The 24,877-nt window shown below is 68.1% G+C and carries 20 protein-coding genes; 14 read left to right on the top strand and 6 right to left on the bottom strand.

Annotation, left to right across the window (positions count from 1 at the left end; genetic code table 11):
• Positions 1–24: 24 nt before the first annotated feature.
• A complete protein-coding gene (locus AZG88_RS44465; RefSeq protein WP_061041036.1) occupies positions 25–1,062 on the top strand; it encodes a glutathione S-transferase family protein in 1,038 nt (345 codons plus the stop codon).
• A 10-nt stretch (positions 1,063–1,072) separates the two neighbouring features.
• Here the strand turns inward: AZG88_RS44465 and AZG88_RS44460 are convergent, their stop codons facing one another.
• Both AZG88_RS44460 and AZG88_RS44455 read right to left on the bottom strand, forming a co-directional pair.
• A complete protein-coding gene (locus AZG88_RS44460; protein ID WP_061041035.1) occupies positions 1,073–1,468 on the bottom strand; it encodes a VOC family protein in 396 nt (131 codons plus the stop codon).
• Positions 1,469–1,472: 4 nt separating this feature from the next.
• Complete coding sequence (locus tag AZG88_RS44455; protein WP_061041034.1) at positions 1,473–2,327, bottom strand: AraC family transcriptional regulator; 855 nt, start codon at positions 2,325–2,327, stop codon at positions 1,473–1,475.
• A 99-nt stretch (positions 2,328–2,426) separates the two neighbouring features.
• Here AZG88_RS44455 and AZG88_RS44450 point away from each other — a divergent pair, with 99 nt between their 5' ends.
• Positions 2,427–3,113 carry a hypothetical protein gene (locus tag AZG88_RS44450; protein WP_005239360.1) on the top strand — a complete coding sequence of 229 codons (687 nt, stop codon included), beginning with the start codon at positions 2,427–2,429 and terminating at the stop codon, positions 3,111–3,113.
• A 1-nt stretch (position 3,114) separates the two neighbouring features.
• Here AZG88_RS44450 and AZG88_RS44445 read toward each other — a convergent pair whose 3' ends face one another.
• Entirely contained in the window at positions 3,115–4,497 is a 1,383-nt protein-coding gene (locus AZG88_RS44445; RefSeq protein WP_005239357.1) for a glutamate decarboxylase, read from the bottom strand.
• Between the two features lie 128 nt (positions 4,498–4,625).
• On the opposite strand from AZG88_RS44445, the gene AZG88_RS44440 reads away from it, so the two are divergent.
• From AZG88_RS44440 to AZG88_RS44420, 5 genes are all read left to right on the top strand, one after another.
• Complete coding sequence (locus AZG88_RS44440) at positions 4,626–5,738, top strand: ABC transporter ATP-binding protein (RefSeq protein WP_005239355.1); 1,113 nt, start codon at positions 4,626–4,628, stop codon at positions 5,736–5,738.
• Positions 5,735–6,514, top strand: a complete 780-nt coding sequence (locus AZG88_RS44435) for an ABC transporter permease (protein ID WP_005239354.1) — start codon at positions 5,735–5,737, stop codon at positions 6,512–6,514. Before AZG88_RS44440 ends, AZG88_RS44435 begins: the two co-directional genes overlap by 4 nt.
• Positions 6,515–6,564: 50 nt before the next feature.
• A complete protein-coding gene (locus AZG88_RS44430; protein WP_082833649.1) occupies positions 6,565–10,437 on the top strand; it encodes an ABC transporter ATP-binding protein in 3,873 nt (1,290 codons plus the stop codon).
• 111 nt (positions 10,438–10,548) lie between these two features.
• Positions 10,549–14,325, top strand: a complete 3,777-nt coding sequence (locus AZG88_RS44425; RefSeq protein WP_037179071.1) for a multifunctional oxoglutarate decarboxylase/oxoglutarate dehydrogenase thiamine pyrophosphate-binding subunit/dihydrolipoyllysine-residue succinyltransferase subunit — start codon at positions 10,549–10,551, stop codon at positions 14,323–14,325.
• Positions 14,326–14,342: 17 nt separating this feature from the next.
• Positions 14,343–15,059: an AAA family ATPase gene (locus AZG88_RS44420; protein ID WP_005239346.1), complete on the top strand. Its 717-nt coding sequence runs from the start codon at positions 14,343–14,345 to the stop codon at positions 15,057–15,059.
• Here AZG88_RS44420 and AZG88_RS44415 read toward each other — a convergent pair.
• Together AZG88_RS44415 and AZG88_RS44410 are read right to left on the bottom strand one after the other, a co-directional pair.
• Positions 15,056–16,024, bottom strand: coding sequence for a hypothetical protein (locus AZG88_RS44415; RefSeq protein WP_231914417.1), 969 nt, complete (start codon positions 16,022–16,024; stop codon positions 15,056–15,058). The genes AZG88_RS44420 and AZG88_RS44415 overlap by 4 nt on opposite strands.
• A 93-nt stretch (positions 16,025–16,117) precedes the next feature.
• On the bottom strand, positions 16,118–16,765 hold the full coding sequence (locus tag AZG88_RS44410) for a TetR/AcrR family transcriptional regulator (RefSeq protein WP_005239342.1): 648 nt from the start codon (positions 16,763–16,765) through the stop codon (positions 16,118–16,120).
• Positions 16,766–16,835: 70 nt separating this feature from the next.
• Between AZG88_RS44410 and AZG88_RS44405 the strand changes: the two genes are divergently transcribed.
• Genes AZG88_RS44405 through AZG88_RS44395 form a run of 3 tightly spaced genes read left to right on the top strand, consistent with a single transcriptional unit; the run spans position 16,836 to position 20,192 of the window.
• Positions 16,836–18,437 carry a flavin-containing monooxygenase gene (locus AZG88_RS44405; RefSeq protein ID WP_005239338.1) on the top strand — a complete coding sequence of 534 codons (1,602 nt, stop codon included), beginning with the start codon at positions 16,836–16,838 and terminating at the stop codon, positions 18,435–18,437.
• On the top strand, positions 18,434–19,264 hold the full coding sequence (locus tag AZG88_RS44400) for an SDR family NAD(P)-dependent oxidoreductase (protein WP_005239336.1): 831 nt from the start codon (positions 18,434–18,436) through the stop codon (positions 19,262–19,264). Before AZG88_RS44405 ends, AZG88_RS44400 begins: the two co-directional genes overlap by 4 nt.
• Positions 19,265–19,271: 7 nt before the next feature.
• The gene (locus AZG88_RS44395; RefSeq protein ID WP_061041033.1) at positions 19,272–20,192 is read left to right on the top strand and encodes an alpha/beta hydrolase; all 921 of its coding nucleotides are present in this window, start codon (positions 19,272–19,274) and stop codon (positions 20,190–20,192) included.
• Here the strand turns inward: AZG88_RS44395 and AZG88_RS44390 are convergent.
• Positions 20,151–21,092 (bottom strand): ABC transporter substrate-binding protein, encoded by a 942-nt coding sequence (locus AZG88_RS44390; RefSeq protein ID WP_061701278.1) that lies wholly within the window; start codon positions 21,090–21,092, stop codon positions 20,151–20,153. The two genes, AZG88_RS44395 and AZG88_RS44390, sit on opposite strands and share 42 nt — an antisense overlap.
• A gap of 143 nt (positions 21,093–21,235) precedes the next feature.
• On the opposite strand from AZG88_RS44390, the gene AZG88_RS44385 reads away from it, so the two are divergent.
• From AZG88_RS44385 to AZG88_RS44370, 4 genes are read left to right on the top strand one after another with little or no spacing between them, the layout of a single operon-like run.
• On the top strand, positions 21,236–22,207 hold the full coding sequence (locus AZG88_RS44385) for an ABC transporter substrate-binding protein (RefSeq protein WP_025432198.1): 972 nt from the start codon (positions 21,236–21,238) through the stop codon (positions 22,205–22,207).
• Between the two features lie 10 nt (positions 22,208–22,217).
• Complete coding sequence (locus AZG88_RS44380) at positions 22,218–23,375, top strand: ABC transporter ATP-binding protein (protein ID WP_061701277.1); 1,158 nt, start codon at positions 22,218–22,220, stop codon at positions 23,373–23,375.
• A gap of 4 nt (positions 23,376–23,379) precedes the next feature.
• A complete protein-coding gene (locus tag AZG88_RS44375) occupies positions 23,380–24,078 on the top strand; it encodes an ABC transporter permease (RefSeq protein ID WP_005239327.1) in 699 nt (232 codons plus the stop codon).
• Positions 24,075–24,779, top strand: a complete 705-nt coding sequence (locus AZG88_RS44370) for an ABC transporter permease (protein WP_005253728.1) — start codon at positions 24,075–24,077, stop codon at positions 24,777–24,779. Before AZG88_RS44375 ends, AZG88_RS44370 begins: the two co-directional genes overlap by 4 nt.
• The last annotated feature ends 98 nt before the right edge of the window (positions 24,780–24,877 follow it).

Here is a 24,877-nt window from a genome sequence, read left to right as displayed (position 1 = left end):
TCGAAAGACGGGGACGAGTCGACCATGACAGACCGAACGGCAGAATCGCACAGCACGGAAGGCGCCTACGTCGAATCCGGCGCCGAGTTCACGCGCGACACCCACTACATCCCCACCCGCATCACGGCCGACGGCCGCGACGGCTATCCGGTCGAACCCGGCCGCTACCGTCTCGTCGCCGCCCGGGCGTGCCCGTGGGCCAACCGCGCGATCATCGTCCGGCGACTGCTCGGACTCGAGGACGTGTTGTCGATGGGACTGTGCGGCCCCACCCACGACAAGCGCAGCTGGACTTTCGATCTCGATCCGGGCGGGCTCGACCCCGTGCTGAAGATCCCGCGCCTGCAGGACGCGTACTTCGCGCGTTTCCCCGACTACTCGCGGGGCATCACCGTGCCCGCGATCGTCGACGTCCCCACCGGGCAGGTGGTCACCAACGACTACCCCCAGATCACCCTGGATCTGTCCTCGGAATGGACGCGGTACCAGCGTGAGGGCGCGCCCGACCTCTACCCCGAGCCGCTGCGCGACGAGATCGACGAGGTCGCCGATCTCGTGTTCCGCGACGTCAACAACGGGGTGTACCGGTGTGGTTTCGCCGGATCACAGGAGGCGTACGACTCCGCGTACGACCGCCTGTTCGCCCGTCTCGACTGGCTCGAGGACCGCCTGACCGACCGCAGGTTCCTCGTCGGGGACACGATCACCGAGGCGGACGTGCGCCTGTTCACCACCCTGGCCCGGTTCGACGCCGTCTACCACGGACATTTCAAGTGCAATCGGAACAAACTCGACGAGATGCCCGTGCTGTGGGGTTATGCCCGCGATCTCTTCCAGACACCCGGGTTCGGCGACACCATCGACTTCACCCAGATCAAGCAGCACTACTACATGGTGCACACCGACATCAATCCCACCGGGATCGTGCCGAAGGGTCCCGACCTGTCCGGCTGGCTCGAACCGCACGGGCGTGAACAGCTGGGCGGCAGGCCGTTCGGGCACGGCACACCGCCACCTCCACCGAGGCCCGGCGAGGACGTCCCGGCCGGGCACGGGGCGTGATGGGGCCGGTCTACGAGCCGGTGTAGGTGCCGAAACTCCAGAACACGCCCTCGGGGTCGCGGCAGGTGAATCCGCGCGATCCGTAGTCCTCGTCCCGGAGTCCGCGGACGATCGTGGCACCGGCGGCCACCGCTCGCTCGTGGAGGGCGTCGGGGTCGTCGACGACGAGGTACACCGAGCCGGTCCCCGGCGGCAGGTCGCTGATGACCGAGTCCTCACTGGGCGAGCCGAGCATGATCCCGCCGCCCTTCGGCCAGCCGAGTTCGGCGTGATCGACCCGGTCGCCCTCGCCGTACACCGCCTTCTCGGCGAACCCGAAGGCGTCGACGAGGAAGCGGATCGCGGCCCGCGCATCACGGTAGACGAGGGTGGGCCACACACATGTGGTTTGCGTCGAAGTAGTCATGTCATCACTCTGCGCCCTCGTCGTGGTAGGGGTCTTGGACGAATGAGAACGGGTCGATCTCGCGCCACCGCGACGGTGCGACGCCCGCGAGGTCGCGCCAGTCCCGCGCCATGTGGGCCTGGTCGTAGTACCCGCACACCGCGGACACGTCGGCGAGCGTCGCCCCGGCAGCACCCTTGAGCATCCGGTGCGAACGGTGGAAACGCGACAACCGCACCACGTCCTTGGGCGTCACGCCGTACTCTGCGACGAACTTGTTCACCAGATGCCTTCGGCTCCAGCCGACCTCGTGCGCGACGTCACCGACCCGGGTACCCTCGCCGGCCACGAGCAGATGCCAGGCGCGGGTGAGGTGCGGGTCGATCTCCGCCGGCGCCGCGCGGCGAGTCAGGACGTCGTCGAGGATCGCGAACCGCTCGTCCCAGCCGGGTTCGAGCGACAGCCGTTCGGTCAGTTCCCCCGCGTCGGGACCGAGCAGTTCCTCGAGTCCGACGACCCAGGCGCCGAGGGCGGCGGTGGGCACCCCCAGTAGTGCCCGGGCGCCGAGAGGGCTGAGCGCCAGTTGGACGCCGTGCTGGTTGCCGTCGTGCCGGATCGTCACCGGTGCCGTGGCGATGCCGCTGGCCAGAGTGTCGAAACGACCGGGCGCCTGCTCGGGCGTCGCCTGGGCGGCGATGTCGAGCGGCTCGTCGATCGTCACGATCACCGTGAGGCAGGGCGACGGCAGACCGAGGTGGATTCCGGGCTCGAAACCGGCCAGCCGATAGCCGTCGTATCCCGTGACCAGCGCGCGCAACGGTGCCGCCGGGCGCCGGAAGGCCCCGGACGACACCGCGGTATCGCTGTCGGCGACGCTCACGAAACCAGCCTAGGCAACGGTGCCGACACCGGCCACACCGTTCACTCACCTACAGTCGGTGCCAGCACGCTCGAAGCACACGGCGAGACGGGAGCCCCGATGGCTGGCAATGGTGGACCGGTGGAGAAGGTACTGGTCTCGGTCCTCGACAACGGAAGCCGTCTCCAGGCTCCCGCGGTGGCCAGGTACGTCGAATGGGTCCGGCGCTCGCACCCCGGTGAGTCGCCCGCGCAGATCATCGAGCGCATGGAGAAGATGTTCCTGCTGGCCGTGACGGGCAGCGGCAGCGCAGTCGGCGCCACCGCCGCCATTCCCGGAGTCGGCACAGTCGCGTCCATCGCGGCGGTGGGCGCCGAATCGGCGTTCTTCCTGGAAGCGGCGGCTCTCCTCACTCTCGCTGTCGCGTCGGTGCACGGCATCTCCGCCGCCGACCACCAGCAGCGGCGCGCACTGGTCCTCTCGGTGGCGCTCGGCGAATCGGGCATGGAAATCGTCCAGAAGGCGACGGGCGTGACGGCGAAGAACTGGGCGAGCGCCATCACCAGCCGCATCCCCGGCCCCACGATGAAGGGCATGAACAGCACCCTGGTGCGCAAGTTCATCACCAAGTACGCCGCCCGCCGCAGCGCACTGATCCTCGGCAAATTGGTGCCCGCCGGCATCGGCGCGGCCATCGGCGGCGCAGGCAACCGGGCCATCGGCAAGGGTGTCGTCAAGAACGCGCGCGAAGCGTTCGGGCCCGCCCCGGCCCGCTGGCCGGACGAACTCCGCGCGATCGAGGCCTGACCTAGTGGGCGAAGTGCTGTTCCGTCGAACGCCCGCCACCCTTCTCGCGGAGTTCGGCGCACACTTCCTCGATCGCCTCGGCGACGAGGGATCCGAGATCGGCGCTGAAGCCCTCGCGCACGACGATGCGCAGGACTGCCACGTCCTCCGCGTCGGCGGGCATCGTGTAGGCGGGCACCTGCCACCCCCGCGCCCGCAGCTCGTGTGACACGTCGAAGACCGTGAACCCGGGGTCGCCGACGAGTTCGAACGCCACCACCGGAATGTCGGTGCCGTCGGTGATCAGGGTGAAGCCTTCGATCTCGGCGATGCGTCTGCCCACGCGAACTGCGGTGTCGCGCAGCGTCTCCATGATCGACCGGTAGCCGGCCCGGCCCAGTCGCAGGAAGTTGTAGTACTGTCCCACCACCTGATTGCCGGGCCGCGAGAAGTTCAGGGTGAACGTCGGCATGTCGCCGCCCAGGTAGTTGACCCGGAACACCAGCCCCTCGGGAAGGTGTTCCTTGTCGCGCCACACCACGAACCCGATCCCCGGATACGTCAATCCGTACTTGTGACCACTCACGTTGATCGAGGCCACGCGCGGAACCCGGAAGTCCCACAGCAACTCCGGTTGCAGGAAGGGAACGACGAAGCCACCGCTCGCCGCGTCCACGTGGATCGGGACGTCCGGGCCGCCGGACGCGGCGAGGTCGTCGAGAGCGTCCGCGATCGCGGCCACCGGCTCGAGCTCCCCCGTATAGGTGGTGCCCACGATCACGACCGCTCCGATCGTGTTCTCGTCGACCGCGTCCCGAACCTGCTCCGGCGTGATGACGTAGCGGCCCTTCTCCATCGGCAGGTACTTCGGCTCGACGTCGAAGTACCGGCAGAACTTCTCCCACACCACCTGGACGTTGCTGCCGAGCACCAGATTCGGTCGCGCAGTGTCCTTCCCGGCCGCCTCCCGCTTCGCCCGCCACAGCCACTTGAGCGCGAGACCACCCAGCATGACCGCCTCGCTCGAACCGATCGTCGAGACGCCGGTGGCGCTGGACGGGTCGGTGGTCGACAGGTCGGGAGCGTGGAACAGATCGGCGACCATCGACACGCAACGGGACTCGATCGCCGCGGTGGCGGGGTACTCGTCCTTGTCGATCATGTTCTTGTCGAACGTCTCGGCCATCAGTTTGTCGGCCTCGGGATCCATCCACGTGGTGACGAACGTGGCCAGGTTCAGGCGCGAACTGCCGTCGAGCATCAACTCGTCGTGGATGAACCGGTAGGCGGCCTCGGGATCGGTTTCCTCGTCCGGCAGCCGCAGCGCCGGAAACGGATCGATCGAGAGGCGCCCCGTGTAGGCGGGAGAAATGACGTCGCGATGGTGATGGTGGTGCTTGCTCATGTGCGTCCCCAATCGATTGGTTTCAGCATGCGCCGTCGCAGACGCCCTGTACGTCAGTTGGTGAATCTCGGCACGGCAGCCCAGTAGGGTCGAAACAGTTCCATTCGATTGTGGCAGGGGAGGACGGGTTGACCACAGCAATCCCGGGAAGTTTCACGGCGCCGATCGAGGTGCGGGGGCTGTCGAAACGCTTCAAGAACGTCGACGCGGTCACGGACCTCAGCTTCACCGTGCCGCAGGGATCGATCACCGGATTCCTCGGGCCCAACGGGTCGGGCAAGACCACGACGCTGCGGATGATCCTCGGTCTCGTGAAGCCGACGTCCGGCGCCTCCACGGTCGCCGGTGTCCCGATTCGCCTCCTCGTCGACCCCGCGCGCACAGTCGGTGCCGTCCTGGATTCGCAGAGCCTGCACCCCAACCGGACGGCACTCGACCACCTGAAGGTGTACGCGTCCGCGATTCGCGTGCCGGACGCTCGCGCACTGCAGGTGCTCGCGCTCGTCGGGCTCGAGGACGTCGCCGGGCGCAAGGCGGGCGGCTTCTCCCTCGGCATGCGTCAGCGGCTGTCGCTGGCGACGGCGCTGCTGGGTGATCCGCGCATCCTGATCCTCGACGAACCGGCCAACGGACTCGACCCCGAGGGCATCGCCTGGCTGCGTGAGTTCTTGAAGGGCTTCGCCGCATCCGGCCGGACCGTGCTGATCTCGAGTCACATCCTCCGCGAAGTGGAGCAGACCGTCGACAATCTCGTGATCGTCAGCCGCGGCTCCCTCGTCTATCAGGGACGAATGGAGGAACTGCGCAAGTCGCAGCAGAGCCGGCTGCTCGTCGCGTCCTCGAGCCCGCCCGCGCTGGCGACCGCCCTGGCCGCCAAGGGCATCGTCGATGCCCGGTCGCTCGCGGACGGACGCCTCGCGGTCGTCGGCGCGTCCCTCGAACTCGTCGAGTCCGTCGCCGCCGAAGCCGGGGTCACGATCTTCGGTGCCGTCGGCGATCACATCGACCTCGAGCAACTCTTCCTGTCGATGACCGCAGGCCAGTACGTGGCCGGAGCGAGCGCCGCGGCACCCTCGGGGTACGGCCCACCGCCGACGTACGCGCCCCAGCCCGGGTACGCACCTCCCGGGTACGCCCCACAGCCGGGTTACGGTCCGCCTCCCGGGTACGCCCCGCCACCTGGCTACGGTCCACCATCCGCACACCCCCAGCAGGGTCCGATGTCCGGAGGTCCGCGATGACGGCGCTGCTCACCGCGGAATTCCGCAAGGTCACCACACTGCGGTTCTGGTGGATGCTCGGTCTCGCACCGCTGATCGTCGGGATGTTCTCGAGCGCGATCACCCTGCCGGTGATGCGTGCGTTCACCGACGCGTTCGAGGCCGATCCGGGCGAGGCCAACCTCGCCGCCACCCTGTTCGGGCTGGCGGTCGCGGTCGCCCTCGTCGTCCTGTTCGCCGCGCTCTTCGGGGCGGTGAACGTGGGCACCGAATTCCGGTACAAGACGCTCACCACCACATTCCTCACCGCTCGCGGCCGGGACGGGGTGATCGGCACCAAGCTCGCCGTCACCGCGGCCTTCGGCTTCTTCTACTGCCTCGTGGTGGAGGTGGTCAGCGTCGCCCTGCTGCTGACGTTCGGCGGTGACACCTTCGAACTGCGCGGATCCCTGTTCGCCATGCTCGGGGCGGCCCTGCTCTGCGGGGCGCTGTGGGCGCTCATCGGCGGCGGCGTGTCGATGCTCACCGGCTCGTCCGTCGGAAGCTGCATCGCCCTGGTGGTCTGGTACACCCTCGGCGAGATGATCCTCCGCTCGATCCTCAGCGGGATCGGCATCGGCTCCGTCGGCAGTGTCCTCCCCGTGTCGGCCACCCTCGGGACGGTCGCGAACGCGGCCGCGGGCAACGAGATCGACTGGCTGACGCTCTGGCCCACCGCGCCCCTCGCCCTGCTCGTGTGGACCGCGGTGGTCGTCGGCGGCGGCTGGGCGCTCACCCGGCAGCGCGACATCACCTGACACCGCGCCGGGTGCCGCCCCTGTCGGTACCCGGCGCTAACGTGGATCCAGTGGCAGGTGAGAGTGCGTCCGGTTCGGTGATCGAACGGGAGCAGACGCTGGAGCAGGATCAGGCACGGCCGGGCTGGATTCGACGGCTGAGCGGTGAGTGCTGGGCGCACCGCCGCGTCGCAGTCGGTGCCCTGTCCGTGACGGTCGTCGCCGCGGGTATCGACATCTCGTTTCCCCTCCTCACCAAGTACGCGGTCGACGCCGCCGGCCCGGGTCGCGACACCCAGGTGATCGGCATCGCCGCGCTGCTCATCGCATTGCTCGCGTGCGTCCGCTTCGGCTGCCAGTACGGCCGCCGGATGCTCGCCGGGAAGCTGTCGCTCGACGTCCAGCACGATCTGCGGCTGGGACTGCTGGGTGCGCTGCAACGGCTCGACGGGCGGGGGCAGGATCAGATCCGCACCGGTCAGGTGGTCTCCCGGTCCATCACCGACCTCCAACTGGTGCAGGGCCTGCTCGCGATGGTCCCGTTGTCGGCGGGCGCGTTGCTCCAATTCGTCCTCGCGCTCGCCATCATGGCCTGGCTGTCACCGCTGCTGACCGTCGTCGCGCTGGTGATCGTCCCCGCCGTGTGCCTCGTCGTCTACGCGATGCGACCGAAACTGTTCGCGGCCACCTGGTCGGCGCAGCAACGGGCGGCCGACCTCGCGCAGCACGTCGAGGAGACCGTCACCGGCGTCCGCGTGGTCAAGGGCTTCGGCCAGGAGCGCCGGGCCGTCGACCAGCTCGAGGACCACAGCCGGACGCTGTACGCGGAACGCCTGCGAACCGCCCGGATCAATGCGCGCTTCGCACCGACCATGGCGGCACTGCCCCAACTGGGTCTCGTCGGGGTCATCGCGGTCGGCGGCTACCTAGCCCTGCACGGCTCCATCACGATCGGCACGTTCCTCGCCTTCGCGACGTACGTCGCCACGATGACCGGCGTCACCCGCACGCTGTCGTCGGTCGTGATCATGGCCCAGCTGTCCCGGGCCGCCGTCGAGCGCGTGTACGAGGTGATCGACGCCGAACCGGAGGTCGCGGACCCGCCGCACCCCACCGCCCTGCCCGGCGGGCCGCTGGGTGTGGACCTGCGCGCGGTCACGTTCGGCTTCGAATCCGACCGGCACATCCTCCGTGGACTCGACCTGCATATCGCACCCGGCGAGACGGTCGCGGTGGTCGGGATGGCCGGCTCCGGCAAGACCGCCCTGTCACTGCTGCTCCCGCGCTTCTACGCCCCGTCCTCGGGCTCCGTGTCCCTCACGTCGGCGGGCGAGTCGTTCGACGTCGCGCAGCTGAGCGCCGAGCAGTTGCGCGAAGCCGTCGGCCTCGTGTTCGACGAGCCGTTCCTCTTCTCCGACACCATCGCGGCCAACATCGCCCTCGGCAGGCCGGACGCCAGCGCCGAGGAGATCCGCGCCGCCGCCGACATGGCTGCCGCCGACGAGTTCGTCTCCGCGTTGCCGGACGGCTACGACACCGTGGTCGGCGAACGCGGTCTCACCCTCTCCGGGGGGCAGCGGCAGCGGATCGCGCTGGCACGCGCACTCCTCACCGACCCGAGAGTGCTGATCCTCGACGACGCGACCTCCGCCGTCGACGCCACCACCGAGGCGTCGATCTTCGCGGCGCTGCGGGCGAATCGTGGCCGAACTGCTCTGATCTTGGCGCATCGCCGCTCGACCCTGTCGCTCGCCGACCGGGTCGCCGTCCTCGACCGCGGACGGATCATCGATTCCGGCACGGTGGCCGAACTCGACGAACGGTGCCCGCTCTTCCGCGCACTGTTCGCCTCCCCCGACAACGCGGGCCCCATCGACGTCAGCGTCCCCGCACCGAGCGAGCCGATGCCGTATCAGCGCATGCCGTCCGAGTCCGAGTTGTGGCCGGAGGACGCCGAGGAGTGGGACGTGCCCGCCGCGTCCGGCCGCACCCCGGCTCCCGGCGCGGGACCCGGCGGCGGCCGTGCCGCCGGCGGACCGATGGCGGGAGCGCTGGGCAACGTAGCCGCGACCCCGGAGCTTCGGCAGGCCGTGGATGCGCTTCCGCCCGCCGTCGAGAGCCCGGGCATCGACACCCGGAACCTGCGCCTGCCCGAGCCCGACTTCCGGCTGTCGCGGATCCTGCGGCCGGTCCGTGCCCTCCTCGTCGCCGTCGTCGTCTGCCTCGCGCTCGACTCGCTCGCGGGGATCGCGTTCCCGTCGATCGTCCGGTTCGCGATCGACCGCGGTGTCGTCCCGCAGGACTCCGCGACGCTGTGGACCGCGGCGGGGGTCGGCGTCGCTCTCGTGGTCGCCGGCTGGCTCGTCGTCGCACTGATGACGGTCCTCACCGCCCGAGCGGGGGAACGTGTGCTGTTCGGGTTGCGGGTGCGCAGCTACGCCCACCTGCAGCGGCTCGGACTCGACTACTACGAGCGCGAGCTGTCCGGTCGCATCATGACCCGGATGACCACCGACGTCGACGCGTTGTCGTCGTTCATCCAGACCGGAATGTCCACCGCCGTGGTGAGCGTCCTGACCGTCCTCGGTATCACCGTCGCGCTCGTCGCCACCGACGTCACGCTCGCGTTGGTGGCGCTTGCCGTCATCCCGCCGCTCGTCGTCGCGACGCTGATCTTCCGCAGGATCTCCTCGGTGGCGTACACGGTCTCGCGTGAGCGGATCTCGCTCGTCAACGCCGACTTCCAGGAGAACATCGCCGGGCTCCGTGCGGCCCAGGCATACCGCCGCGAAGGGTTCGCCGCACGCCGGTTCGCCGAGCGGGCCGACAGCTACCGGCGCAGCCGGATGCGATCCCAGCGGGCGATCTCGCTGTACTTCCCGTTCATCGCGTTCCTCTCGGACCTGGCCCTGGCCGCCGTGGTGTTCGTCGGTGCGCGCCAGGTCGCGGGCGGCGACACGACGACCGGGACGCTCGTCGCCTTCGTGCTGTACCTCGGGCTCCTGTTCGGGCCCATCCAGCAGCTGTCCCAGGTGTTCGACGGGTACCAGCAGGCCAGTGTCGGTCTGCTCCGGATCGGGGACCTGCTCCGCACACCCAGTTCCATCGAGCGGGCGACCTCACGCGAGGACCTCCAGCCGATCGACGGGCACCTGCGCGGCGAGCTGCGCCTGCGCGACGTCGGGTTCCGCTATCAGGGCGCGGACAGCGACGCCCTGACCGACATCGACCTGCACATCCCCGCCGGCACCACCGTTGCCCTGGTCGGCCGGACCGGCGCGGGCAAGTCGACCATCGTGAAACTGCTCGCCCGCTTCTACGACCCGACGTCCGGCGCGGTGCTCGTCGACGACGTGGACCTCCGCCGCTACCCGCTCGGCGCGTACCGCGGACGCCTCGGCGTCGTCCCCCAGGAAGCCCACCTGTTCACCGGGACCGTCGCCACCAACATCGCGTACGGCCGCCCGGATGCGAGCCGTCAAGAGATCGAGGACGCTGCACGCGCGGTCGGCGCACTGGGCACGATCGCCGGATTGCGGGGTGGGATGCGTCACCCCATCGGCGAGCGCGGGCAGGGCCTGTCGGCCGGCCAGCGCCAGCTGATCGCGCTCGCCCGGGCCGAGCTGGTCGACCCCGACCTGCTGCTGCTCGACGAAGCGACCGCGACGCTCGATCCGGCCACCGAGCAGGTAGTTCTCGAGGCGAGCAGCCGTGTGACCCGCACCCGGACGTCGGTGGTGGTGGCCCACCGACTGGCCACCGCGGCCCGGGCAGATGTGATCCTCGTCATCGACGAGGGGCGGGTGGTCGAAACCGGATCGCACGCCACCCTGCGCTATGCCGGTGGCCACTATTCGGGACTGTGGGATGCGGCGGAGACCGGCGCGGGGAATAATCGCGGGGCGAGAACCGTCATCGATGGTGACCCCATCGGTTGGCCGTGAGACAGCTCACACGTGCAGGCCTGGCGATCTACACGTCACACGCGAGGGCTAGTCTCATGTATATAGGCGCTCTGATCGGGTACCGAAATAGAAACGAGGCGAACACCTGCCGTGAGCAGCAGCTCTACATCCCAGTTCGGACAGAACCAGTGGTTGGTTGACGAAATGTACCAGCGTTTCCAGGACGATCCGTCGTCCGTGGACGCGAGTTGGCACGAATTCCTGACGGATTACTCTCCCGACGCCGCCGCCAAGGCAGGCGCAGCCAACGGACACGGCACGAACGGCACCACCACCGCCGCACCTGCTGCCGCTCCCTCCGCCAAGGCGTCGACTCCCCCGGTTCCCGAGTCCGAGACCGCACCCAAGCCTCAGACCAAGACGGCCAACGGTGCCGCACCGAAGACTGCACCCAACGGTGCAGCTCCGAAGGCTGCTGCCCCGAAGACCGAGGCCCCCAAGAAGGCCGCACCCGCGAAGGAGACCGCGGCGAAGGACGCGAAGGCGTCCGCTCCCGCTCCTGCAGTAGAAGAGTCGAAGGTTCTCCGCGGCGCAGCTGCTGCCGTCGCCAAGAACATGTCGGCCTCTCTGGCCATTCCGACCGCCACCAGCGTTCGCGCCATCCCTGCGAAGCTGATGTTCGACAACCGGATCGTCATCAACAACCACCTCGCCCGTACCCGCGGCGGCAAGATCTCGTTCACGCACCTGCTGGGTTACGCGATCGTGCAGGCGGTCAAGGCGTTCCCGAACATGAACCGGCACTTCGCCGAGATCGACGGCAAGCCCAACGCGGTCACCCCCGCACACACCAACCTCGGTCTGGCCATCGACCTGCCGGGCAAGGACGGCAGCCGGTCCCTCGTCGTCGCCGCGATCAAGAACACCGACACCCACAATTTCACGCAGTTCTACAGCGCCTACGAGGACATCGTCCGGCGCGCGCGTGACGGCAAGCTCACCGCCGAAGACTTCTCGGGTGTCACGATCTCGCTCACCAACCCCGGTGGCATCGGCACCGTGCACTCCGTGCCGCGACTGATGAACGGCCAGGGCGCCATCATCGGTGCCGGCGCGATGGAGTACCCCGCCGAGTTCCAGGGCGCGAGCGACGAGCGCCTCGCCGAGATCGGCGTCGGCAAGCTCATGACGCTCACCTCGACGTACGACCACCGCATCATCCAGGGTGCCGAGTCCGGCGACTTCCTCCGGACCATCCACAACCTGCTGATCAGCGACGAGTTCTACGACGAGATCTTCCACGCGCTGCACATCCCGTACGAGCCGGTCCGCTGGCGCAAGGACGTGCCCGAAGGCGCCGTCGACAAGAACACCCGTGTTCTCGAGCTGATCGCCGCGTACCGCAACCGCGGTCACCTGATGGCCGACACGGATCCGCTGCAGTTCGTCAAGGACAAGTTCCGCAGCCACCCGGACCTCGACGTCCGCACGCACGACCTGACCCTGTGGGACCTCGACCGCGAGTTCAAGGTCGGCGGCTTCCACGGCCAGGAGAAGATGAAGCTGCGCGACGTGCTCAGCGTGCTGCGCGACGCGTACTGCCGCCACGTCGGCGTCGAGTACACGCACATCCTGGAGCCGGAGCAGCAGCAGTGGCTGCAGGACCGGGTCGAGGCGCACCACGTCAAGCCCACGGTCGCTCAGCAGAAGTACATCCTGAGCAAGCTCAACGCTGCCGAGGCGTTCGAGACGTTCCTGCAGACCAAGTACGTCGGCCAGAAGCGCTTCTCCCTGGAGGGCGCCGAGTCCGTCATCCCGATGATGGACGCCGTCATCGACCAGGCCGCCGAGCACCAGCTCGACGAGGTCGTCATCGGAATGCCGCACCGCGGTCGCCTCAACGTTCTCGCGAACATCGTCGGCAAGCCGTACTCGAAGATCTTCACGGAGTTCGAGGGCAACATGAACCCGGCGGCCGCGCACGGCTCCGGCGACGTGAAGTACCACCTCGGCGCCGAGGGCACCTACATCCAGATGTTCGGCGACAACGACATCACCGTGTCGCTGACGGCCAACCCGTCGCACCTCGAGGCGGTCGACCCGGTCCTCGAGGGCCTGGTCCGCGCGAAGCAGGACATCCTCGACAAGGGTGAGGACGGCTTCACCGTCCTGCCGCTCATGTTGCACGGCGACGCCGCGTTCGCCGGTCAGGGTGTCGTGGCCGAGACGTTGAACCTGGCACTGCTGCGCGGGTACCGCACCGGCGGCACCGTGCACATCGTGGTCAACAACCAGGTCGGTTTCACCACCGCCCCGGAGTACTCGCGTTCGTCCGAGTACTGCACCGACGTCGCGAAGATGATCGGCGCGCCGATCTTCCACGTGAACGGCGACGACCCCGAGGCCTGCGTCTGGGTCGCCCAGCTCGCTGTCGACTTCCGGGAGAAGTTCCAGAAGGACGTCGTCATCGACATGATCTGCTACCGCCGTCGCGGTCACAACGAGGGCGACGACCCGTCGATGACGCAGCCGGCGATGTACGACGTGATCGACACCAAGCGCAGCGTGCGTAAGAGCTACACCGAATCCCTGATCGGCCGCGGCGACATCTCGCTGAAGGAAGCCGAAGACGCACTCCGCGACTACCAGGGCCAGCTGGAACGGGTGTTCAACGAGGTTCGCGAACTCGAGAAGTACACGCCGGAGCCCAGTGAGTCGGTCGAGCTCGACCAGGTGCTGCCCACGAAGCTGAAGACGTCCGTCGACGAGTCGGTGCTCGAGCGAATCGGCGACGCGTTCGTCAACGTGCCCGAGGGCTTCACCGTGCACCCGCGCGTCAAGCCGGTCATCGAGAAGCGCCGCGAAATGTCCCGCGAGGGCAAGATCGACTGGGCGTTCGCCGAGCTGCTCGCATTCGGTTCGCTGGTCGACCAGGGCAAGATGGTTCGCCTGTCCGGCCAGGATTCCAAGCGCGGCACGTTCACGCAGCGTCATTCGGTCCTCATCGACCGCAAGACGGGCGCCGAGTACACCCCGCTGCAGAACCTGGGCAGCGAGAACCCCGGCAAGTTCCTGGTCTACGACTCCGCACTCAGCGAGTTCGCCGCCGTCGGCTTCGAGTACGGCTACTCCGTGGGCAACCCGGACGCGCTCGTGCTGTGGGAGGCGCAGTTCGGTGACTTCGTCAACGGCGCGCAGTCGATCATCGACGAGTTCATCTCGTCCGGTGAGGCCAAGTGGGGCCAGCTGTCCGACGTCGTGCTGCTGCTGCCGCACGGCCACGAGGGTCAGGGTCCCGACCACACGTCCGGTCGGATCGAGCGCTTCCTGCAGTTGTGCGCCGAGGGTTCGATGACCGTGGCCGTGCCGTCCACCCCGGCCAGCTACTTCCACCTGCTGCGTCGTCACTCGCTCGACGGAATCCGCCGCCCGCTGGTCGTCTTCACACCGAAGTCGATGCTGCGGAACAAGGCCGCGGTCTCCGACGTCGAGGACTTCACCACCGGCAAGTTCCGCTCGGTGTTCGAGGAGCCCACGTACGAGACGGGCGACGCCGAACGCGACAAGGTTCGTCGTGTCCTCCTCGTCAGCGGCAAGCTGTACTGGGAGCTGCTGGCGAAGAAGCAGAAGGACAACCGCGAGGACATCGCGATCGTCCGTATCGAGCAGCTGTACCCGGTTCCGAGCCGTCGTCTCCGCGAGACGCTGGACCGCTACCCGAACGCCACCGAGTTCCGGTGGGTTCAGGAGGAGCCGGCGAACCAGGGTGCGTGGCCGTTCTTCGGTCTCGCTCTGCCCGAGTTGCTGCCCGACAAGCTGTCCGGAATCAAGCGCATCTCGCGTCGTTCGATGTCGGCACCGTCCTCGGGTTCGAGCAAGGTGCACGCTGTGGAACAGCAGGAGATCATCGATGAAGCCTTCGGCTGAAGCGTTCAGCTGAGCGTTTGACTGATCTGCCATTGAGCCGGGTCGAGTTCACTCCACGGAGCGGATTCGACCCGGCTTCGTGGTATCTGGACCTGCCCTCCGTGGCGGAACTGTGCGACAACGGGCTGGCATTCGAGCGGCCGGTCACGGTGATCGTGGGTGAGAACGGTGTCGGGAAGTCGACGCTGGTCGAGTCGATCGCCGCGGCCTGGCAGGGCGGATTCCGCGGGGCGCAGGACCGGTTGTGGTCGGCGGGATCCAGCCCCGAGGACGCGGACCTCGGCACTCACCTCACGTGTGTCGGCGCCCGGCCGCAGCCGTACGGCGGGTGTTTCCTGCGTGCCGAGTCGATGCATTCGCTGTTCGGTGCGGCCGACGAGTCACGTCCCCGTGCGGACGATCCGTCGTTCAACCAGCTCTCGCACGGTCAGTCGTTCCTGCGGTACGTCGCCGACCGTCCGATCGGCGTCGGCCTGTGGATTCTGGACGAGCCGGAGGCCGCGCTGTCGTTCCAGTCCTGTCTGGCGCTGCTGGGCGTGATCGCGGATCTCGCCGAGGAGGGCTCGCAGGTGATCATGGCGACGCATTCTCCCCTCCTCGCCGCCGCGCCCGGCGCCGAGATCTGGGAACTCACCGACGAGGGCATCGACTACCCCGAGTGGAATCAGCTCGACCTCGTCCGCAACTGGCGGTCGTTCCTCGACGGACCCGACCGCTTCCTGCGGCATCTCTAGGCCGGCCCCGCCTGCTGCCCGGCCTCCGCCCGCGACCTCACGGCCCGGACGGCGAGGGCGGTGGCGGCGAGGAGTCCACCGAGGGCGGCGAGGGTGAGCGCGTCGGGGTGGATCAGCGGCTGGCCGCGGAACGCCTGCCAGGTGAGCACGGCGAGCAGCCCGGTGTAGGCGAGCGCCAGCACGGCCATCAGGGAGGCTCGGGTTCCCTCGCTGCGGAGCCAGGGTATCCGCGACGCGAGGACGCTCAGGACGAGGGCGCCGATCAGCATCACCTGCAGGCCGTGCAGTCCGACGAAGTGCGGGATGCGGAGGTCGCCGCCGGACGTGCTCCAGTTGGTGACCGGCAGTCCCGGTTTCGCGTCGGTGACGCCGACGCTGTGCCGCGCGGCGAGTTCGACGACGCGGCCGTTCGCGTCGGTCGTCGTCTGGCGACCCTGGAATCCCATGAGGTAGCCGAGTGCCATCCCGGCCACCGCCAGGAACAGGCCTGCATGGATGGCTCGGGTGAGGGGACGGTCCCCCACGCGCTGGAACAGCAGGATCAGGGCGATCACGAGGTTCGCGACGAACAGTCCGGGGACACCGGTCATGAACACGTACTGGCCGATCGTGTTGACGGCGTCGTCGGACGTGTTGAAGTGGCTGAACGTTCCGCGCGCAGCCTGCACAGCGATGAATCCGACGTCGAGGATGCCGGTCACGGCGAACACCGTTGCCATGGCACGCGTCCATCTGCTGCCTCGGTGCGGGAGGGTCAGCAACCACGCCAGGGTGGCCCCGTAGAGCGCGAAGGAGACCGCGAACTTCAGCGGCTCGAGCCACACGGACACCCCGAGCACGGTCCGGTCGTCGACGAGGAGGCCGACGGCGCACACCAGCGCGAGAGCGGACATCGCGGCGACCATCACCGCCAGCGGCACCTGGCGGGAGGCGACGACGCGGGAGCGGAGATCGAGGGTGGTCATGACGAGAACGCTAGGAACGTCTCATGCGTGACCACGTCACGCCGGGGAACGAAACCGGTGTCACCCGCGGGTACTACGGGTGTGCCCCGAGTACTAGGGGTGTCGGGTCGTGGTGGCCGACACCAGCGCGGCGGCGATCTCGGGTGCGGCGGCGACGGCGAGCGCGGGAAGCGCCTGAACGTTGAGTTCGATCAGTTCGTCGCGGGTCAGGTGCGGGTCGCGCAGCCAGGTGATCGTGACTTCCTCGACGTAGGCGATCCAGCCCCGGACGGCGAGTTCGACCGCCCGGGTGGGCTCGATCCCGATCGCAGGCAGTTGTTCGAGGGTCCGTTCGGACATCACGGCGCGGGTCTCCTCGAAGACGGCGCGCATGTCCGGGTCGCCACTCGCCGTTCCCCGCAGGAGCGACACGTACGTGCCACGGTTCTCGCTGACGTAGTCGACGTACGACGCGAGCACCGAGCGCAGGATTTGCATCGGATCCCGCGCTTCCCCGACGTACGGGTCGGGGGCGGTGCGGGCGAGCATCTCGCTGCTGGTGTGCCGGACGATCTCGAGGTGGAAGTCGTGCTTGGACGCGAAGTAGTGGAACAGGAGGCCGCGGGAGACACCCGCCTGATCGGCGATGTCCTCGACGGAGATCTGCTCCAACGGGCGCTGTGCCAGCATCTTCGCGCCGAGATCGATCAGTTGCGCGCGCCGCTGTTCGGGGCTGAGACGGGTCCGCTTCACGACGTCCATGAGACAAGACTACTGAATGAAGGTCAATAGGCTATTGACTGCCCCTCAATAGCGCCCTATTGTTTCTTACATGAGTCTCCCCGTCACAGATACTTCCGCCACCACCGCAGGTGTCCGGCACATCGACACGCTGATCATCGGCAGCGGGTTCGCCGGCCTCGGCGCGGCGATCAAGCTGACCCAGGCAGGCAAGACCGACTTCCTCGTGCTCGAACGCGGCACCGATGTCGGTGGTACCTGGCGAGACAACACGTACCCGGGTGCGGCGTGCGACGTTCCCTCACATCTGTACTCCTACTCGTTCGCGCTGAACCCGGAGTGGACACGGTCGTTCTCGACGCAGCCGGAGATCCAGAAGTACATCCAGTCGGTGGCCGACAAGTACAAGGTGCGCGACAAGCACCTGTTCGGCTGTGACGTGCAGTCCGCCCACTGGAACGAGTCGACCACCCGCTGGGAGGTCACCACCACGAAGGGGAACTTCGTCGCGAAGGTCCTCGTGTCCGCGGTCGGCGCGCTGTGCGAGCCGTCCCTCCCCGACATCAAGGGCATCGCAGGCTTCCAGGGCGAGATCTTCCACTCCGCCCGCTGGAACCACGACGCCGACCTGACGGGGAAGCGCGTCGCCGTCATCGGCACCGGCGCCTCGGCCATCCAGATCGTGCCCGCCATCGGCAAGAAGGTGTCGCACCTCGACGTGTACCAGCGCACGGCGCCGTGGATCCTGCCCCGGGCGGACCGCGAGTACACGAAGCTCGAGCACACCGCGTTCAAGTACCTCCCCGGCTTCCAGAAGCTGTGCCGCACCGGCATCTACTGGATGCGCGAGAGCCAGGTCGTCGGACTCGCGAAGGCCCCGGTCTTCATGAAGCCGCTGCAGTTGGCGGCCGAGCGCCACCTGCGCCGCCAGATCAAGGACAAGGATCTGCGCAAGAAGGTCACGCCGAACTTCCAGATCGGCTGCAAGCGCATGCTGATCTCGAACAACTACTACCCCACCCTCGCGCAGGACAACGTCGATCTGGTGACCGACGGCATCGCCGAGGTCAGGGCCAACTCGGTGGTCTCGAAGGACGGCACCGTCCGCGAAGTCGATGCCATCGTCGTCGCCACCGGCTTCCACGTCACCGACTCCCCCACGTTCGAGGGCATCTTCGGCAAGGACGGGCGCTCGCTCGCCGACGTCTTCGACGAGGGCGGACAGCAGGGCTACAAGGGCGCGGCGATCGCGAACTTCCCCAACATGTTCTTCCTGGTGGGTCCGAACACGGGCCTGGGCCACACCTCGATGGTCTTCATGATCGAGTCGCAGCTCAACTACCTCGTCGACGCCCTTCAGACGCTCGACAAGTACGGCATCGGCAAGATCGAGGTCCGTCAGGACGCCCAGGACCGGTACAACGCCGAACTCCAGGAGAAGCTGTCGCACAGTGTCTGGAACAACGGTGGGTGCGCGAGCTGGTACCTCGACAAGCACGGCAACAACACCACGCTGTGGCCGGGCTTCACGTTCCAGTTCCGGAACGAGACGAAGCGCTTCGACCTCACCGCGTACGACAGCGTGGCCACCGCCGATCTGCCCGCACCCGTGCACGTGAACGGCAAGACCCCCGGCCCCGCCGCCATCCCGGCACAGATCGACCTCGACGACGACAAGGTGACAGCACAGTGAGCGAGTTCGCAGGCAAGGTAGTCGTGATCACCGGAGCCGGTTCCGGTATCGGCAGGGCGCTCGCCCTCAACCTGGCAGGCCGGGGTGCCAGACTGGCGATCTCGGACATGGACACGGTCGGGCTCGCCGAGACGGCACGCCAGGCCGAGGCACTGGGCGCCGAGGTCAAGGCCGATCACCTGGACGTCACCCAGCGCGAGGCGGTGCTCGCGTACGCCGACGACGTGCGGGCGCACTTCGGCAAGATCAACCAGGTGTACAACAACGCCGGCATCGCCTACCACGGTGAGTTCGAGAAGTCCGAGTTCAAGGACATCGAGAAGATCATGGACGTGGATTTCTGGGGAGTCGTCAACGGCACCAAGGCTTTCCTGCCGCATCTCATCGCGTCGGGCGACGGCCACGTGGTGAACGTCTCGAGCCTCTTCGGGCTGCTGTCCATGCCGGGTCAGAGCGCGTACAACTCGGCGAAGTTCGCGGTGCGCGGTTTCACCGAGTCGCTGCGCCAGGAGATGCTGATCGCCAAGCACCCCGTCAAGGTGACGTGTGTGCACCCGGGTGGCATCAAGACGGCCATCGCCCGCAACGCCACCGCGGGACCGGGCGAGGACCTCGACACGTTTGCGAAGTTCTTCGACCAGAAACTCGCTCGCACCACTCCGGAGGCGGCCGCGGAGACCATCGTGAACGGTGTCCGCAAGGGCAAGCCGCGCGTCCTGATCGGCGCCGACGCCAAGTTCCTCGACGCCTGGGTGCGGCTCGTCGGACCGAGTTACCAGCGTGTGGTTGCCCTCGTCGCCGGACGAGTCCTCCCCAAGTCGAACTGAGGTACCGATGAGCTTCCACCTGCCGCTGCCGGTCGTCGCGGCGGCCCTCCGGCCCTTCTACCGCCTCAGCCTCGACGCCCGGCTTCCGTACACCGTCCAGAGGGCGATCCTCGACCTCGGCGCTCCGCTGCAGCAGGTCCCTGCAGGTGCCGTCGTCCGCCCGACCTCGCTGGCCGGGCGGCCGGCGGAGCGAATCACGGTGGGAGCCACCGAACGCCGGACCGCCGTGCTCTACCTGCACGGTGGGGCGTACACGATCGGTTCGCTCGCCACGCACCGTTCGCTGGCCGCTCACATCGCCAGGGAATCCGGCAGTGTCGTCTACACCCTCGACTACCGGCTGGCTCCGGAACATCCGTTCCCGGCCGGGCTCGAGGACGCGGTGGCGGCGTACATGGAGCTGAACACCGAACATGGTTACGAGACAGAGCAACTCGCCATCGCGGGCGATTCGGCGGGCGGTGGCCTGACGGTCGCCACCGCGCGGCGCCTGATCGACCGGCACGGTGTCACTCCGGCCGCGTTGGCGCTGATCGCCCCGTGGGTCGATCCCGGCAGGCGTGACACGTCCCGGGATCGGGATCTCGTGGTCAACACGGCGTGGTCGTTCGACGCCGCCGAGAAGTACCTGGGCAACGGAGACGCACACGATCCGGGTTATGCACCGCTGCACGGAAATCTGGCGGGACTGCCGCCGACGCTGATCCACGTCGGGGTGGACGAGGTGCTCTACCCGCAGATCATGGAATTCGTCGACAAGCTGAACGAGTCGGACGTGGACGTCACGCTCACCGAGTACGCCCGCCTGTGGCACGTCGCCCACCTGCAGGCGTCCCTGGTCCGCGAGGCCGCAGATGCGGTCGCGGAACTCGGGGTGTTCCTGGGTTCACAGATGAGCGTCGAGCCACACCCGCGCCACGTCGGCTGAATCGGCACCACCGCGGACCTGGCCGATCATGTCGGCCAGGTCCGCGCTCGTCAGCTCACCCGCCACGACGTTCAACGCCTTCAGCTGGGCTTCGGTGAGAGTTCCGATCCGGAACAGCGGCACCACGTTCTGTGCGGTGAACACGTGATCGTCGTCGGCCAGCAGCACCAGATCGGCGTCCGAGACGTCCGGTGACGCGGTGGTCACCCCGGCCACCCGCACGGCTCCGTCCGCCGATGCCGGGGCGGCGAGTTCGCCGACGGCGGCGGCGTCGTCGGCGACTGTCCGGGTCTGCGCGAACGTGCAGCCGGCGAGGTCGGGAAGCGCGTCGGCCTCGAACGCCGGGGCGAGCACGGCTGCGCTCCGGCTGCACGAGGGAACGAGTTCGTCCAGGGTGGTGAGATCCAGCTGCCCCGACGTCTGCGAGGTCACGGCCAGCGCCGACCTGTCCTCGGCGGCCGCGAAGTCGGAGATCGAAAGCCCCTGCGGCAGAGCCTTGCTCAACGCCTCGAACACATCGTCCGGTTCCGTCTCCGCCGATTCGGGGTCGTAGTAGCGCAGCAACCGGCCCGTGAACTCCGGCACCAGCGTGACGTTTCCGGCATCGAGCTGTCCGAGGTACGCGGTCCGGTCGCCGAGTCCCCCGTCGGTGACGACCGGCGCCCCGGTCGAACGCAGGGCACCCGCATAGATTTCGGCCAATATCCGGCTCTCCGCGCCGTCACCCGCACCCACCACGATCTCGCCCGGCCCCTGTCCCGCGGAACCGTCGAGGGTCGTGTCACCGCCTGCGCATCCCGACGCCACCCCCGCGACCAGTAGCAGCGCGGACCCGGCGATCAGGGCCCGGAACCATGCCGCCGGGCGCCCGGCCGGTCCGTCTGTGCGTGTGTGTGCCACGTCGCGCCTTTCGTTTACCTCGAGCTGGTCGAAAACCGTGCTCTGTCCGCCCCTATCGTTACACTGGCCAACCGATGGCGCGGACACGCGTCCACCGGTTTCCGTCGGCAGGTCCGGCGCCGGTGACAACGGGAAGGACGCTCATGCGCACCTCACGAATTCTGTCGGGTTTCACCCGCCGCTCCGTTGGCAGTATCGCTCTCGCGACGGTGGCCGTCGTGTCGCTCGCGGCGTGCGGTGGCGGATCCGACCCCCTGTCCGCCGGCGGCGAGGGATCGGGTGACGACCCGAACACGATCATCGTGGGATCCGCGAACTTCCCCGAATCGGAGACGGTCGCGAACATCTACACCGAGGTCCTCCGCGCCAACGGGTTCGACGTGACGACGAAATTCAACATCGGCAGCCGTGAGGCCTACATTCCTGCGCTGAAGGACGGGTCGATCGACGTCATCCCCGATTACACGGGCAACCTGCTGCAGTATCTCGACCCGGATTCGACGGCCACGAGCGCCGCCGATGTGGACGCCGCGCTGCCGGCCGCGCTGGGTTCGGAGCTGACGATCACCACGCCGGCCCCGGCCGAGGACAAGGACGCCGTCGTCGTCACGAAGGAGACGGCGCAGCGCTGGAACCTCACCTCCATCGCGGATCTCGCGGCGCACTCGAACGAGGTGAAGTTCGGTGCACCCGCCGAATTCCAGGAACGTCCTGGTGGCCTGCCCGGCCTGAAGGCCAAGTACGGCCTGGACATCACGGCCGACAACTTCGTCCCGATCGCCGACGGCGGCGGTCCGGCCACGGTGGACGCCCTCGCGTCGGGACAGATCACGGCCGCCGACATCTTCACGACGTCCCCGGCGATCGCGCAGAACGGTTTCGTCGTGCTCGCGGATCCGCAGAACAACTTCGCGGCGCAGAACGTCGTGCCGGTGGTGCGCGCCACCAAGTCCTCCGACAAACTGACCCGGGCGCTCGACGCGCTGTCGGCGAAGCTGACCACCGAAGAGCTTGTCGCGCTCAACGATTCCGTCTCGGGTGACGCGAAAACCGAGCCGGCTGCGGCCGCGAAGCAGTGGGTGACGGACCAGGGGCTCGACAAGCCGGTCTCGTGAGGAGCCTGCCGTGATCACATTCTCGGGAGTCACGAAGCAGTACCCGGACGGCACGACGGCGGTCGACAACCTCGACCTGGAGATCGACGCCGAATCGTTCACGGTCTTCGTCGGGCCGTCCGGCTGCGGCAAGACCACGTCGATGCGGATGATCAACCGGATGATCACCCCGACCGCGGGAACGATCACGGTCAACGGCCGCGACATCGCCCAGACCGACGCGGTGAAGCTTCGGCTCGGCATCGGCTACGTCATCCAGAGCGCAGGACTGCTGCCGCACCGCACGGTGGTCGACAACGTCGCGACCGTGCCGGTGCTGCGCGGCGACTCACGACGCAACGCCCGCAAGGCCGCGTTGGCGGTTCTCGAACGCGTCGGACTCGACCCGGCGCTGGCGTCCCGCTATCCCGGCCAGTTGTCCGGCGGGCAGCAACAACGCGTCGGGGTCGCGCGGGCGCTGGCCGCCGACCCGCCGATCCTGCTGATGGACGAGCCGTTCAGCGCCGTCGATCCCGTTGTCCGCGAAGATCTGCAGGCCGAGATGCAGCGCCTGCAGGCCGAGATGCGCAAGACGATCGTGTTCGTCACCCACGACATCGACGAGGCCGTCAAACTCGGTGACCGGGTGGCGGTCTTCGGACCGGGCGGCCGGTTGCAGCAGTACGACGCGCCCGACACGGTGCTGTCCGCGCCGGCCACCGATTTCGTCGCCTCGTTCGTGGGACGCGACCGCGGGTACCGCGGGCTGTCGTTCCGGACGGCAGATCAGGTTCCGCTGCACACCATCCGGACGGCGACCGAGAAGGAGTTGCCCGCACTCCGGCTCGAACAGGGTGAATGGGTCCTGGTCGTCACGGATGCGGGCGTACCGCGGGGGTGGATCGACGTCACCGGCGTCGAGGGGGCGCGGGCCGGACGGCCCGTCTCCGAATGCACTGCGGCGGGTGGTTCCCTCTTCTCCCCCGGCTCCGACCTGCGGCAGGCCCTGGACGCGGCGATCTCCTCTCCGTCGGGCATCGGAGTGGCCGTCGACGCCGGCGGCGCGGTCACCGGCGGCATCCTCGGCTCCGAGGTGATCGCGAAGCTGGCCGAGCAGCGGGCAGCCGAGGATCGCGCGAGGGGTGAGCACTTCTTCACTGCCCAACCGGCAACCCCGGACGGGCCGTGATCCCATGCGGTGGCTCATCGACAACTTCTCGGTCGTCGTCGACCTGACGAAGACCCATCTCTACCTCGCGCTGGTTCCGCTCCTGATCGGGTTGCTCATCGCGGTCCCGGTCGGGACCGCGATCCGGGGTGCGTCCTGGCTGCGGAAGATCACGCTGATCGTCGCGGGCATCGCGTTCACGATCCCGTCGCTGGCATTGTTCGTGACAATCCCCTCCGTCGTCGGACTGCAGATCCTGGATCCGCTCAATGTGGTGATCGCGCTGACGATCTACTCCACCGCCCTGCTCATCCGCGCCGTGCCCGAGGCCCTCGACTCCGTTCCCGCCGACGTCGTCGACTCGGCCACCGCGATGGGTTTCACCCGGCTCCGCCGGGCCCTGACCGTCGAATTGCCCCTCGCGCTACCCGTTCTCGTCGCGAATGTGCGAGTGGTGGCCGTGACCAACATCTCGCTGGTGTCGGTGGGTTCGCTGATCGGGATCGGCGGGCTCGGCACCCTGTTCACCCAGGGCTACCAGCGTGACTACCCGGACCAGATCCTCGCCGGGATCATCGCGATCGTCGTTCTGGCCCTCGCGTTCGACCTGCTGCTGTTCCTGGTGGGCCGGGCACTGACACCGTGGACCCGGCAGCAGAAGGTCCGGCGCACGCCGCTGGTCGCGGGACAGTCGGCGGCCCCGGCCGCAGGGGAGGCTTCGTGAACATCTTCGGCGGCGCATGGGAGTACATCGTCGACCCGGGCAACTGGTCGGGCAGCACCGGAATCGGCGCCCGCATCCTCGAACACCTCTGGTACAGCTTCCTGGCGGTCGCACTGTCCGCGGTGGTCGCAGTGCCGATCGGTCTGATCATCGGACATCTGCGCAAAGGTGACGTTGTCGTGGTCGGTCTGGTCAACGCGCTCCGCTCGCTGCCGACGCTGGGTCTGCTGACGTTCCTGGTGCTGCTGCTCGGGCTGGGTCTGATCCCGCCGATCCTGGCCCTGGTGATCCTCGGAATCCCGCCGGTGCTCGCGGGCACCTACGCGGGTGTCGCGAACGTCGACCGGACGGTCGTGGACGCCGCCCGCGCGATGGGAATGACCGAGTGGCAGGTCCTCACACGTGTCGAGGCCCCGAATGCGCTGCCGCTCATGCTCGGCGGGCTACGCAACGCCACCCTGCAGATCATCGCGACCGCAACGGTCGCCGCGTATGTCAACCTCGGCGGCCTGGGACGCTACATCTTCGACGGACTGGCGCTCCGCCAGTACGACCGGGTGCTCGTCGGTGCGCTGCTCGTGACGATCCTCGCCCTCGTCGTGGACGGCCTGCTCGCGCTGGCGGTGTGGGCGTCCGTTCCGGGGACGGGCCGCCTGCGCCGCAACCCGAGCGCCGAACAGATCGCCGAACGCGCGTCGTAGCGAAGAAGTCGCCCAACGGCAAACACCCCGACACCGGAACCGTGGGTGCGGGTTCCGGATCGGGGTGCTCGACGGATTCTCGCTAGTCGGTGACGCCT

It is taken from the genome of Rhodococcus sp. LB1, assembly GCF_001583455.1.
Classification (GTDB): domain Bacteria; phylum Actinomycetota; class Actinomycetes; order Mycobacteriales; family Mycobacteriaceae; genus Rhodococcus_F; species Rhodococcus_F opacus.
The sequence above is the reverse complement of the archived record's forward strand: the minus strand, read 5'-3'. Positions and strand labels throughout refer to the sequence as shown.